Origin of the sequence: Microbacterium sp. Leaf351 (assembly GCF_001423825.1) — a bacterium.
In the GTDB taxonomy this organism is placed as follows: domain Bacteria; phylum Actinomycetota; class Actinomycetes; order Actinomycetales; family Microbacteriaceae; genus Microbacterium; species Microbacterium ginsengisoli.
This window is the reverse complement of the sequence record NZ_LMPK01000007.1, coordinates 14,652-27,204: the sequence shown is the minus strand read 5'-3', so window position 1 is coordinate 27,204 and position 12,553 is coordinate 14,652. Positions and strand designations below refer to the sequence as shown.

Here is a 12,553-nt window from a genome sequence, read left to right as displayed (position 1 = left end):
CCTCGACCGTCAGCGGCGCCTGCACCTCGATCGTCGGGTGCAGCGCCGACCACGGCTGCCAGGCGCGATAGCGCACACCCGCGTAGTGCGTGTCGGGCGCGCGGCCGGCGGTGAGGGGCACCGACACACCATTGCACGCGACGAGGTGTCGGCGCACATCGAGGCCCGTCACCCGCACCTGGATGCGCTCGAGCGACGAGTCCACGTAGCGGGCGGTTCCGCCGGAGCTGGCCTCCTCGCCCAGCACGTGCCACGGCTCGATCGCCTGGCGCAGCTCGAGTTCGATGCCGCCGGGAAGGGTCACCTGGCCGATGCGGGGAAAGCGGAACTCGGTGAACGCGTCGAGCCAGCCGTGCTCGAACGCGATTCCCGCCGCGCGCAGGTCGTCGATGACGGCCGCGATGTCGGCGGCCGCGCCCTCGGGCAGCAGGGCGTCCTCGTGGAGCCGGGTGCCCCAGCGCACGAGGGGGCCGGCGTCGGGCCGATCCCACAGCATGGCGACGAGGGAGCGCACCAGCAGCGCCTGCACGAGGGCGAGCTGAGGATGCGGCGGCATCTCGAATCCGCGCAGCTCCAGCAGCCCCAGCCGGCCGCGTGACGAGTCGGGACTGTAGAGCTTGTCGATGCAGAACTCGGCCCGGTGCGTGTTGCCGGTGAGGTCGGTGAGCAGGTGGCGGAATGCGCGGTCGACGACCCACGGGCTCGGATCCTCGCCGGCGGTTGCGGCGGCCCGTGACATCCGCTCGATCTCGCGCAGCGCGATCTCCATCTCGTAGACCGCCTCAGGACGCCCCTCGTCGAAGCGCGGCGCCTGGCTCGTCGGGCCGATGAACCGGCCCGAGAACAGGTACGACAGGCTCGGGTGGCGCTGCCAGTAGGCGATGAGGTTGGCGAGCAGCTGCGGGCGCCGCAGCAGCGGCGAGTCGACCGGCTGCGCGCCGCCGAGCGTGAGGTGGTTGCCGCCGCCGGTGCCGGTGTGGAGGCCGTCGAGATCGAACTTCTCGGTGGTGAGGCGGGCCTGCCGGGCGTGCTCGTACAGGGTGGTGGTCAGCTCCCGCTGCTCCGCCCACGACGAGGTCGGCTGCACGTTCACCTCGATCACACCCGGGTCGGGGGTGACGACGAGCTGGCGCAGCCGGGCGTCCGGCGGCGGGCCGTAGCCCTCGATCACCACGCGCACCCCGGTCTGGGCGGCGGCGAGCTCGATCACCCGCAGCACGGCCGCGTAGGCCTCGAGCGTGTCGGTCGGGGGCAGGAACACGTGCACCTGCCCGTCGCGCGCCTCGATCGAGAGCGCCGTGGTCGGCGCGCCGTCGACCGGCACGACCGTCACCTCGGGGATCTCCACCCGCACCCGCGGGCCGGCCTCGAGATACGACGGCTCGCCGGTGCCCTCCGGGTCGACCCACGACAGCTGGTCGAGCGGCAGCCGGAGCCCTGCCGGGCTCGACCCCGCCGCCAGCACGAGCCGACCGCGGCGGAACCGCCAGCGCGGACTCGTCCACTCCTCGCCCGTCACGAGCGGCACCACCCATCCGACCGGCACGTCGGTGGCGGCGTCCAACGCGGCGACGTCGGCGACACCGCCCGGTTCCTCAGCGGGTGCACCCACCGGCTGCCGCACCTCGGCGGCGAGCGGCACGAGCGGATCCTCGTAGGCGGCCAGCAGCTGTGTGCGCGGCAGCCCCAGCACCTCGATCACGCGCTGCGCGAGCGCGTCGGCATGAGCGGATGCCGCGGCATCCGGTTCGTCCCCCCAGGGGTCGGCGAACAGGGCGGGGTCGCGCCACAGGGGTTCGCCGTCGGCGCGCCACTGCAGGGCGATGTTCCAGCGCGGCAGCGGCTCGCCGGGGTACCACTTGCCCTGGCCGCGATGCACGACGCCTCCGGTGGCGTACTCGCGTCGGAGGCGCTCGGCCAGATCGTTCGCGAGGGCGCGCTTGTGCGGCCCGTCGGCGGCGGTGTTCCACTCGGCCGCGGTCGCGTCGTCGAGGGCGACGAAGGTGGGCTCCCCGCCCATCGTGAGCCGCACGTCGGCGTCCGCCAGACGCCGGTCGACGGCCTCGCCGAGCGCGTCGATGCGCTCCCACGCGGCATCCGGGTAGGGCTTCGTGGTGCGGGGGTCCTCGTGCACCCGGCGCACCTCGTTCGCGAAGTCGAACGTCACCTCGACCGGCTCGGTGGCGCCCGCGATCGGGGCGGCCGACGAGGGGTGCGGCGTCGCGGAGAGCGGGATGTGCCCCTCGCCGGCGAACAGGGCGCTCGTCGGATCCAGGCCGATCCAGCCGGCGCCGGGCACGAACACCTCGGCCCACGCGTGCAGGTCGGTGAAGTCGGCGGCGGCGCCGCTCGGCCCGTCGAGCGACTCGCGGTCGGGCGCGAGCTGCACCAGGTAGCCCGACACGAACCGGGCGGCGAGGCCGTAGCCGCGCAGCAGGCTCACGAGCAGCCACGCGCTGTCGCGGCACGAGCCGATGCCGCGGGCGAGGGTCTCGTCGGGGGTCTGCACGCCCGCCTCCATGCGCACCGAGTAGGCGACGTCGCCGTAGACGGCCCGGTTCAGGTCGGCGAGGAACGTCACCGTCGGCACGCCGTCGGCGGGGAGCGGGGGCAGCTTCTCCCGCCACGCGAGCGCCGCGGCGCTGTCGTCGACCGGCCGCAGGTAGGGCGCGAGGTCGGCGGCGAGGGCGTCGTCGTAGGCGAACGGGAACCGCTCGGCGTACTCCTCGATGAAGAAGTCGAGCGGGTTGATGACCATGAGGTCGGCGACGAGCCCGACCGTCACCTCGAGGTGGTCGATCTTCTCGGGGAACACGATGCGCGCCAGCCAGTTGCCGAACGGATCCTGCTGCCAGTTCAGGAAGTGACCCTCCGGCGACACCGTCAGCGAGTACGCCTCGATGGGCGTGCGCGCGTGCGGCGCCGGCCGCAGCCGGATCGTGTGGGGCCACGCCTTGACGGAGTGGGCGAACCGGTAGCTCGTGCGGTGCTCGAGCGCGACCTTGATCGACATGAGCACAGCATGGCCCACGGCTGTTGCGCCGTCGTTACGTCACACCGAGTGAGACGGATGCCGCGGCATCCGCTCTCAGGCGGCGACCGGGTCGCTCGGGGCCGCGTTCGCGGACACGAAGTCGCGGAAGTCGGCGGCCGAGAGGTTCGCGTACGCGAGCGACCACTCGAGGATCGCGTCGGTCACCTGGCGGCCGTTGCCCGCGTAGCCGACGATCTCCGCCGCCACCGGGTCCTGCGCGTGGGCGCGGGCGAGCACCCCGCCGCACGCCTGGGCGTACTCCACGAACGACACGTCCTCGAGGGTGTCGGTGTCGATGCTGCCCTTCAGGTCGTGGAACTGGCGCACGTAGTAGTCGCCGGCCGGCGCCTGCACGTACCCGAGGAACGGGTCGCTGAAGGCCTGCTGGATGCGCTGCAGCGACACCACACGGGCACCCTGGCCTCCGTCGGCGATGCTCGCGCGCAGGGTGAACGGCTGCTCGATGCGGCCGTACTGCTCGAGCACGCTGGGACCTGCCTGCTTCATCTGCAGGAGCATGACGCGGCCGTCGCCGTCCTCGAGCGCGGCGAGGTAGCAGCGCGTGCCGACGGAGCCGACGCCGACCACGCGGCGGGCGACGTCGGCGACGGCGTAGTGCTGCAGCAGCAGCGCGATGTCGACGCTCGCCGAGCGCTGGTAGGCGCCGTACAGGCTCCGTGCGCGCTCCTCGATCTCGTCGTCGACGTGGGTCATGGTGGGCGGGGCCTCGACGAACACCGCGCGGCCCGCGGCATCCGTCGTCGTCCAGCGGCGCGCGGCACGATCGCCGGTGCGCCGCAGCGCGTCGGACATCGCCGCCGCCAGCGCCTTCCGCGACGTCTTGGCGAGAGCGCCCATGCCCTTCTTCGGGTCGAGGTGCAGCGAATACCGCTCACGGGCGCTGAGCGCGGTGAGTCGGCGCAGCGTCGCGAGGTAGGCGCCGACGGCGGCGCGCGCGGCCCGCTCGGTCACGGCGGCGTCGCGCGAGGTGTGGCGACCGCCGACGACGATGCTCGTCACCAGGCGCTTCACATCCCACTCCCACGGCGCCCACGCGGCCTCGTCGAAGTCGTTCAGGTCGAACACGAGCGTGCGCTGCGGCGAGGCGTAGAAGCCGAAGTTCGCCACATGCGCGTCGCCGCAGGAGGCGACCACGATGCCCGAGTGGGGGTCGTCGGCGAGGTCTGCCGCCATGAGTGCGGCCGTGCCCCGGTAGAAGGCGAACGGGTCGGTCGACATGCGCTCGGCCCGTAGCCCGAGGAGATCGGGGATGCGGGTCTCGTTCTGCGCCGCGAGGATGCCCAGCGGATCACGGGTCGCGACCGTGAGTGTCGCGAGGTCGCGACGGGCGGTGGCGCGCCGCGCCTCGACGCCCCGGGCGTGGAGGTCGGCGGTGGACGGCAGGGGTGCATCGAGCGGCATGCGCACATCTTGGCACCACAGGGCCTCCTTTAGTCTGGATCGACGAGAGGGGCTTGGGGCGCATGCGATTCTTCTTCGACGCGCGGTACATCCGCCCGCACGGACACGACGGCATCAGCCGCTACTCCGCGGGGCTGGCGACCGCGATCGCCGAGCTCGCCGACGTGACGTTCCTCGTGCACGACCCGGAGCAGCTCGCTGTGCTCCCCGACGGCGTCGAGCACCTGTTCCTGCACGCGCCGACCTCGGCGAAGGAGCCGTTCACCGCCCGCATCCTCAACGCGTACGAGCCCGACGTGGTGTTCTCGCCGATGCAGACGATGGGCACGATCGGCCGGCGGTTCCGGCTCATCCTGACTCTCCACGACACGATCTACTACCGGCACCGCACGCCGCCCGCCGAGTTCACTCCGCTCGTGCGGCTCGGGTGGCGGCTGTTCCACCTCTCCTACGTGCCGCAGCGGGTGACGCTCAACGCCGCCGACGTCGTCGCGACGGTGAGCGAGACCAGCCGCGACGAGTTCGCGCGGGTGCGGCTCACGAAGCGTCCGGTCGTGGTCATCCCGAACGCCCCCGACGACCTGGGCGCGTTCCTCGACACCGAGGCGGATGCCGCGGCCACTCCGTCGCACCTCGTCTACATGGGCTCGTTCATGGGCTACAAGAATGTCGAGACCCTCATCGCCGCGATGGCCCACCTGCCCGACAAGACGCTGCAGCTGCTGAGCCGCATCGGCCCGGTCCGCCAGGCCGAGCTCGAGGCGCTCGTGCCGCCGGGCGCCCGGGTCGAGTTCGCCGGCGGCGTGAGCGACGCGCAGTACGCCCGCGCGCTCGCCGACGGCTCCGTGCTCGTCTCCGCCAGCCTCGACGAGGGCTTCGGGCTGCCGCTCGCCGAAGCACTCGGGATCGGCGTGCCGGTCGCTGCATCCGATCTGCCGATCTTCCGCGAGGTCGCCGGCCCCGGTGCGGAGTACTTCGACCCCCACGACCCGGGATCGGTCGCCCGTGCCGTGCGGCGGCTCGATGACCCCGCGCACCGTGCCGAGGTCATCGCCGCGGGCCGCGCGCACGTCGCGCGCTACTCGTGGCGGCGCTCGGCTGAGACACTCCTGGACGTCGCGTCTTCCCTCGTCGATCACCCGGGATCCCGCCGGGCCGCCAGGTAGGCTCGACTTCCGTGTCCGACAGACCCCTGACGATCCTCATCGGCTGCGACACCTTCTCACCCGATGTGAACGGTGCGGCCCGGTTCGCCGAGCGCCTCGCCGCGGGCCTTGTCGAGCGCGGGCACGACGTGCACGTGATGGCCCCGAGCATCACCCATCGCGATCACGGTCCCCGGGTCGAGGTCATCGAGGGGGAGAACGTTACCGTGCACCGGCTGCCGTCGTGGCGCTGGTACCCGCACGACTGGCTGCGCTTCGTGTGGCCGTGGCTGGCGAAGCACTACGCCCGTCAGGTGCTCGACGCGGTGAAGCCCGACGTGGTGCACATCCAGTCGCACATCGTGATCGGGCGCGGGCTCGCGCGCATCGCGTCGCAGCGCGGCATCCCCGTGATCGCGACGAACCACGTGATGGCCGAGAACATCCTCGACTTCACGACCCTGCCCCCGCTGCTCGACAGGCTCTTCGTGAAGCTGGCCTGGGATGACGCCCGCCGCACCTTCGACCTGGCGCGCGCGGTGACGACCCCCACGAAGCGCGCGGCGGACTTCCTGGTGGCCGCGATCGACCTGCAGGGGGTCATCCCGATCAGCTGCGGCATCGACGCCGGCAACTACACCGCCGACCTCGAGCCGCGCACCGAGAACCGGGTGCTGTTCGTGGGTCGCCTCACCCGCGAGAAGCAGATCGACCTGCTGTTCAAAGCGGTCGCGTTGCTCGACCCGGCCCTCGACGTGCACGTCGACATCGTCGGCGGCGGCGACCAGCGCAAGCAGCTCGAGCTCGTCGCGCACGAGCAGGGCCTCGACGGGCGGGTGCACTTCTACGGCCGCGTCGACGACGACGAGCTGCGGCGCATCTACACGCGCGCCAGTCTGTTCGCCATGCCCTCGATCGCCGAGCTGCAGTCGATCGCGACGATGGAGGCCATGGCCTCGGGCCTGCCCGTCGTGGCCGCCGACGCGATGGCGCTGCCGCATCTCGTGCACGACGGCGAGAACGGCTATCTGTTCGATCCGACGAGCGCGGAGGACTTCGCCGCGAAGCTCACGACGGTGCTCACGGCGGATGCCGCCGAGCGCCGCCGGCTGCAGCAGGCCTCGCTCGACGGGGTGAAGGTGCACGACATCCAGCGCACCCTCTCGACGTTCGAGAAGCTCTACCGCGGCGAGCCCGTCGAAGCCTGAGCCCGCCGCACGGCGCCGCGCGGTCGCCGCGCACGCGGGGCGACCGCAGCACCGTCGTCGCGATCGGGGAGGCGAGACCAGTCGGTGCGCACGGGGCGGCTGTCTCCGCGGATCACCTCGACGACCGTCCAGAGGGCGGCCGCGAGGCCGAGGAGCGCGAGCAGCACGAGGAGGATCATGGCGCTCACGCTACGGTCGTCGTGATCACGCCAAAAGTGGCAGAATGGACAGAGAGCGTATGCTTTCTGCCACAGCCGCGCGGGTCGCGGCGCCCGAGAGGATGCCCCATGAGAACCGTCGCCGTGATCGTGCAGCCCGGCTTCGCGCCGTTCGAGTTCGGCCTCGCCTGCGAGGCGTTCGGCCTCGACCGCAGTGACGACGGCATCGAGCCGTTCGAGTTCCGCATCTGCGCCCCCGACCCCGGGGCGATCCCGTCGAATCTCGGCTTCAGCATCAACGTCGTCGACGACCTCACCTTCGCCGAGACCGCCGACCTCGTCGTCGTCACCCCCGTGCCGCGCGCATCCTGGTCCCGCATCGACCCGCGGGTCACCGCCGTGGTGCAGGCGGCCGCCGCCCGTCGTGCGTGGCTCCTGAGCGTCTGCTCGGGCGCGTTCGTGCTCGCCGCCGCGGGCGTGCTCGACGGTCGGCGGGCCACCACCCACTGGAAGTACGCGACCGAGATGACCCGGCTCTACCCGGCCGTCGACCTCGACCCCGACGTGCTCTACGTGCAGGACGACACGATCATCACGAGCGCGGGCACCGCGGCCGGCCTCGACGCCTGCCTGCACCTGCTGCGCATCGAGCTCGGTGCCGAGGTCACCAACACCATCGCCCGCCGGATGGTCGTGCCCCCGCAGCGCGACGGCGGCCAGGCGCAGTTCATCTCGCAGCCGCTGCCCGCCGTGGCCTCGCTCTCGCTCGCGCCGGTCACCGACTGGATGCTCGCGAACCTGCACCTCGACCTGACCGTCGATCAGCTCGCCGCGCGTGCCCACATGTCGACCCGCACGTTCGCGCGGCGCTTCAAGCAGGACCTCGGTGCGACGCCGGCGGCCTGGCTCGCCCGGCAGCGGGTGCTGCACGCGCAGCGGCTGCTCGAGCGCACCGACCACGGCATCGACCGCATCGCCGACGAGAGCGGCTTCGGCTCGGCGGCCGTGCTGCGTCAGAACTTCGTGCGCACGCTCGGACTCAGCCCGAGCGCCTACCGATCGCGCTTCTCGTGCCCCGACGAGAGGGCGGATGCCGCGGCATCCGCCGCCTGATCAGGATGCCCCGAGCACCTCGTCGATCGTCTGCCACGCCGTGGCGAGCGCCCCGTCGGGAGCCGTGAGCGAGGCGCGCAGGAAGCCGTCCTCGGGGGAGTAGACGGTGCCGGCGGAGACGAGCACGCCGCGGGCGGCGAGCTCGTCGGCGAGGGCCGCACCCGAGCGGCCGGTGTCGCGGACGTCGAGCCAGAGGTAGAAGCCGCCGAGGCCCGACGGAGTGACCGACGCGAGGCGGCCGGGCAGTGCCGCTGCGGCGTTCTCGTACCGAGCCCGATATATCGCAGAGAGCTCTGTGCCGCGGTCGGGGAGTCGCTCGAGAGCCGTGGCGCCGACGATCTGCGCCGTGATCGGCGCGCACCCGACCGTCGTGCCGTGCACCGCCGCGACGGCGAGCCGCGCCTCCGCGGGCGCGACCAACGAGCCGAGCCGCAGTCCCGTCATCGAGAACCGCTTCGAGAAGGTGCGCGCGGCGAACGTGACATCGCGGCCGCCGACGTCGAGCGGCGACGCGGCGCGACCACCGTCGAACACGATCGACTCGTAGGCCTCGTCGGAGAGGATGCGCGCGTCGTACCGCTCGACGAGCGCGACCAGCGCCGCCATCGCGGCGGCCGACGCGACCGCGCCCGTCGGGTTCGAGGGCGAGTTGGCGACGACGAGCCGGAAGCCGGCGCGCAGCGCCTGCTCGATCTCGTCGAGGGCGAAGAAGTCGTCACCGGACGGTCCCTGGCGGTAGCGGGCGACGGGGAGCCCGAGCTGCTCGGCGAGCACCAGGTCGTTCGGCCACGCCGGGTCGGGGATGACCACACCTGCCGTGCCCCCGACGATCAGGGCGACGGCCACCGCACCCGTGCCGCCCACCGTGACCACCACGTCCTCGACCGGGACGCGGCCGGAGGAGCTGGTCGTGTCGGCCGCGATGAGGGCCCGAAGCTCAGGGAGTCCGAGCTTCGGGGTGTAGCCGGTGCGGCCGTCGCGGAAGGCGCGGGCCGCGGCATCCGCCAGTTCCTGCGGGAGCGGCTGGTCCGGCTCGCCGATCGCCAGATCGATCGCCCCGGCCACCGTCGACGTCGTCATCATGCGGGCGACGGCATCGGAACCGCTCGTGGGCGTGGGTGAGGTCATGGGGTGCCTTCGATCATCGTGAGGGCCGCGGCGACAGTCGGGAACGTGTCGGCGAGGCTCGGATATCGACATCGTAGGAGCCGCTCCATGTCGTCTCCGTGTCGGTATCGCGCTCGGAAACCGGAAAGCGACTGCCATGGACATCTGGACGAAACATTCACGGGTTCTCCTGTCATCACGCCCTTCGTCGACCCGGACCGGGCGGGCACCGCTTCCCACATCCACCGCCTCATGACTCGAGGAGCACCCGTGAGATCCACCATCCGCCGCGGCATCCCGGCACTTGCCGTCGCCGCCCTGTCGGCCCTCGCGCTGTCGGCCTGCGCCGCCGGCTCGCCCCAGGCCACGTCCTCCACCACCTCCGGCGACGTCATCATCGCCGCCGCCGACCCGTCGCTGCTGCCCTACAACTTCACCGGCAGCGACGGTTCGACGTGGGAGGGCATCAACGTCGACCTGGCCGCCGCCCTCTCGACCAAGCTCGGCCGCACGATCCAGTTCCAGAGCGCCGGATTCGACACGATCATCCCCGGCCTCACCTCGGGACGCTTCGACATGGCTCTCACCGGCATGTTCGACACCAAGGAACGCCAGAAGAGCGTCGACTTCGTCGACTACCTCAAGGCGGAGAACAACTTCCTCACCCGGTCGGACTACCGCGACATCACCGATATGAACGACCTCTGCGGCGTGACCGTCGGCATCCCGTCGGGCGCCATCGAAGGCTCGCTCCTCGCGACCGCCTCCGAGAAGTGCACCTCCGAGGGCAAGGCGGCGATCACCGTCAACGAGTACTCGGACCTCAACGCCGTCGTGCTCGCCCTCACCTCCAAGCGCATCGACGTCACCCCGAACGACTCCGCCGCCAACGCCTACATCATGAAGAGCGCCAGCGGACTCAAGGTCTCGGGCGGCTACCAGAACGAGGGCTACTTCGCCGCGGCGTTCCCGAAGGGCAGCGCGCTGACCGCCGAGGTCGAGACGGCGTTCACCGAGATCATGGCCGACGGCACGTACGCCTCGATCCTCGACAAGTGGGGCGTTCCGTCCCGTGGCCTGACCGCCCCGATCGTCAACGGGTCGCCCTTCTGATGAGCGACACCCCTCGCACGGCGGCCGATGCCGACGTCATCGTCCCCCGCCCTCGGCGGTGGCGATGGCTCGGCATCGCCGTCGTGGCGGTCGTCGTCCTCTCGGTCGCGTGGTCGTTCCTCACGAACCCGCACTACGAGTGGAACGTCGTCCTGCAGTACCTGTTCGACCCCCGCATCCTCTCGGGCCTCGGCACCACGCTGCTGCTGACCCTCGTCGGCATGGTCATCGCGCTGGTCATCGGCCTCGCACTCGCCGTCATGCGGCTCTCCTCCAGCGGTCTGCTGGGCGGGGCCGCGGGCGTCTACATCTGGTTCTTCCGAGGCACGCCCGTTCTCGTGCAGATCATCCTCTGGTACAACCTGGCGATCATCATCCCCGACGTCGTGATCGGAGTGCCGTTCGGCCCGACCCTCTGGTCGATCGACACCAACACCCTCATCACGCCGTGGACCGCCGCGATCCTGGGCCTCTCCCTGAACGAGGCCGCCTACCTCGCGGAGATCATCCGGTCGGGCATCGTGTCGGTCGACAAGGGCCAGTCGGAGGCCGCGGATGCGCTCGCGATCGGTCGCGCCACCGCGTTCCGCCGCATCATCCTGCCGCAGGCCATGCGCGTGATCGTGCCACCCGCCGCGAATGAGGCGATCGGGCTGCTGAAGTACTCGTCGGTCGTGAGCGTCATCGCGCTGCCCGAGCTGCTCTACAGCGGTCAGCTGATCTACGCCCGCACCTATCAGACGATCCCCGTGCTGATCGTCGTCTGCATCTGGTACCTCGTCGTCGTGACGATCCTGACCGGGCTCGAGCATCTGCTCGAGCGACGCCTCGGCGTCGGGTTCCGCTCCGTCGGCGCCCACGGCACATCCTCGAGGAGGTGGTCGCGATGGCTGATCGCGAAGCGCTAGTCCGCCTGCGCAACATCCACAAGTCGTTCGGCCACGTCGAGGTGCTCTCGGGCATCGACCTCGACGTCGCCGCGGGCGAGGTCGTCTGCCTGATCGGGGCGTCGGGGTCGGGCAAGTCGACCCTGCTGCGGTGCGTCAACCACCTCGAACGCCCCGATCGCGGTCGCGTGTACGTCGGCGACCACCTCATCGGCTACGAGGAGCGCGCCGACGGCCGCTTGCACGAGCTGTCGCCGCGGCGCATCAATGCCCAGCGCACCGACATCGGCATGGTGTTCCAGCACTTCAACCTGTTCCCGCACCTGACCGTTCTCGAGAACGTCATCGAGGCGCCGATGCGCGTGCGCCGGCTCGACCGTGCCACGGCCACGGCGACCGCGCGCGATCTGCTCGACCGGGTCGGGATGGCGCACAAAGAGGATGCGTACCCGCGCACGCTCTCCGGCGGGCAGCAGCAGCGCGTCGCCATCGCCCGCGGCCTCGCCATGCGCCCGAAGCTCATGCTCTTCGACGAGCCCACCTCGGCGCTCGACCCCGAGCTCGTCGGCGAGGTGCTCGACGTCATGCGCGACCTCGCCCGCAGCGGCATGACGATGATCGTCGTCACCCACGAGATGGCCTTCGCCCGCGAAGTGGCCGGGCGCATCGCGTTCATGTCGGGCGGCGAGATCGTCGAGATCGGCACGCCGGCCGAGGTGCTCGGCAACCCGCAGCACGAGCGCACGCGTGCCTTCCTGTCGAAGGTGCTCTGACCATGGCCCCCTCGCCGACCCTCGCCTCCCTCGTCACCGGCGGCCTGACCGCCCGTGACGCCGAGCTGCTCGGACCCGTCGTGCTCTGCGCCGAACCGGGGAGTCCCGCGGCGGCGTTGCGGGTGAAGATCGGTCGCGCCGCGTGGCCGACGGTCGCGGTCGGTGCGCCGGTGCCGGCCGCGCATGCCGCGACGGAGCGGGATGCGCGGCTCATCCTCGTCAGCGGATCGAGCATCGACTGGATCGCCGCGGCCGTGAACGTGCTCCGCACCGCGGGGCAGACCCCCATCGCCGTCGTCGACGTCGACGTGCGCGACGACGTCGAGCTCGTGCTGCTCGACGCCGGCGCGAACATCGTGGTCGGGAGGACCGTCTCGCCGCGGGAGTTCAGCGCGCGCCTCCTCGCCCTCGTGCGCGCCCGTTCGGGCGAGGAGAGCCTGCGCGTGCGGTGGCTCCAGGCCGAGGGTCTCGCGCTCGACGTCGCTACCCGCAGCTGCACCCTCGACGGCGACGACCTCGCTCTCAGCCGGCACGAGTTCGAGCTGCTCACCGCGCTCATGTCGAACAGCGGCCGCGTCGTCTCCCACGAGGAG

The 12,553-nt window shown here is 71.6% G+C and carries 10 protein-coding genes and 1 pseudogene; 7 read left to right on the top strand and 4 right to left on the bottom strand.

Annotated elements, in window-relative coordinates; all coding sequences use genetic code 11:
- Together ASG00_RS02655 and ASG00_RS02650 are read right to left on the bottom strand one after the other, a co-directional pair.
- The coding region (locus tag ASG00_RS02655) for a transglutaminase family protein (protein ID WP_082483012.1) at window positions 1–3,013 on the bottom strand (3,013 nt) is incomplete at its 3' end.
- Between the two features lie 75 nt (window positions 3,014–3,088).
- The gene (locus ASG00_RS02650) at window positions 3,089–4,456 is read right to left on the bottom strand and encodes a DUF2252 domain-containing protein (protein ID WP_056206640.1); all 1,368 of its coding nucleotides are present in this window, start codon (window positions 4,454–4,456) and stop codon (window positions 3,089–3,091) included.
- A 62-nt stretch (window positions 4,457–4,518) separates the two neighbouring features.
- Here ASG00_RS02650 and ASG00_RS02645 point away from each other — a divergent pair, with 62 nt between their 5' ends.
- Both ASG00_RS02645 and ASG00_RS02640 read left to right on the top strand, forming a co-directional pair.
- Window positions 4,519–5,622 (top strand): glycosyltransferase family 4 protein, encoded by a 1,104-nt coding sequence (locus ASG00_RS02645; protein ID WP_056206636.1) that lies wholly within the window; start codon window positions 4,519–4,521, stop codon window positions 5,620–5,622.
- Between the two features lie 11 nt (window positions 5,623–5,633).
- Complete coding sequence (locus ASG00_RS02640; RefSeq protein ID WP_235557393.1) at window positions 5,634–6,809, top strand: glycosyltransferase; 1,176 nt, start codon at window positions 5,634–5,636, stop codon at window positions 6,807–6,809.
- Here ASG00_RS02640 and ASG00_RS02635 read toward each other — a convergent pair.
- Complete coding sequence (locus tag ASG00_RS02635) at window positions 6,782–6,997, bottom strand: hypothetical protein (protein WP_156454726.1); 216 nt, start codon at window positions 6,995–6,997, stop codon at window positions 6,782–6,784. The genes ASG00_RS02640 and ASG00_RS02635 overlap by 28 nt on opposite strands.
- A 99-nt stretch (window positions 6,998–7,096) precedes the next feature.
- On the opposite strand from ASG00_RS02635, the gene ASG00_RS02630 reads away from it, so the two are divergent.
- Window positions 7,097–8,080, top strand: a complete 984-nt coding sequence (locus tag ASG00_RS02630) for a GlxA family transcriptional regulator (protein WP_056206630.1) — start codon at window positions 7,097–7,099, stop codon at window positions 8,078–8,080.
- Here ASG00_RS02630 and ASG00_RS02625 read toward each other — a convergent pair whose 3' ends face one another.
- Complete coding sequence (locus tag ASG00_RS02625) at window positions 8,081–9,208, bottom strand: pyridoxal phosphate-dependent aminotransferase (RefSeq protein WP_048809308.1); 1,128 nt, start codon at window positions 9,206–9,208, stop codon at window positions 8,081–8,083.
- 249 nt (window positions 9,209–9,457) lie between these two features.
- On the opposite strand from ASG00_RS02625, the gene ASG00_RS02620 reads away from it, so the two are divergent.
- The 4 genes and pseudogenes from ASG00_RS02620 to ASG00_RS15165 form a co-directional block, all read left to right on the top strand.
- Window positions 9,458–10,300, top strand: a complete 843-nt coding sequence (locus ASG00_RS02620) for an ABC transporter substrate-binding protein (RefSeq protein WP_048809307.1) — start codon at window positions 9,458–9,460, stop codon at window positions 10,298–10,300.
- The gene (locus ASG00_RS02615) at window positions 10,300–11,208 is read left to right on the top strand and encodes an amino acid ABC transporter permease (protein ID WP_045246700.1); all 909 of its coding nucleotides are present in this window, start codon (window positions 10,300–10,302) and stop codon (window positions 11,206–11,208) included. The genes ASG00_RS02620 and ASG00_RS02615 overlap by 1 nt, the downstream gene beginning before the upstream one ends.
- Complete coding sequence (locus tag ASG00_RS02610) at window positions 11,187–11,960, top strand: amino acid ABC transporter ATP-binding protein (protein ID WP_045246699.1); 774 nt, start codon at window positions 11,187–11,189, stop codon at window positions 11,958–11,960. Before ASG00_RS02615 ends, ASG00_RS02610 begins: the two co-directional genes overlap by 22 nt.
- A 2-nt stretch (window positions 11,961–11,962) precedes the next feature.
- Window positions 11,963–12,553, top strand: a pseudogene (locus ASG00_RS15165) (response regulator transcription factor); the annotation flags it as partial.

Excerpts from the sequence above, each read along its gene's own strand:
- ASG00_RS02650 (WP_056206640.1), bottom strand. The coding sequence starts at position 4,456 with ATGCCGCTCGATGCACCCCTGCCGTCCACCGCCGACCTCCACGCCCGG.
- ASG00_RS02645 (WP_056206636.1), top strand. The coding sequence starts at position 4,519 with ATGCGATTCTTCTTCGACGCGCGGTACATCCGCCCGCACGGACACGAC.
- ASG00_RS02630 (WP_056206630.1), top strand. The coding sequence starts at position 7,097 with ATGAGAACCGTCGCCGTGATCGTGCAGCCCGGCTTCGCGCCGTTCGAG.
- ASG00_RS02625 (WP_048809308.1), bottom strand. The coding sequence starts at position 9,208 with ATGACCTCACCCACGCCCACGAGCGGTTCCGATGCCGTCGCCCGCATG.
- ASG00_RS02615 (WP_045246700.1), top strand. The coding sequence starts at position 10,300 with ATGAGCGACACCCCTCGCACGGCGGCCGATGCCGACGTCATCGTCCCC.
- ASG00_RS02610 (WP_045246699.1), top strand. The coding sequence starts at position 11,187 with ATGGCTGATCGCGAAGCGCTAGTCCGCCTGCGCAACATCCACAAGTCG.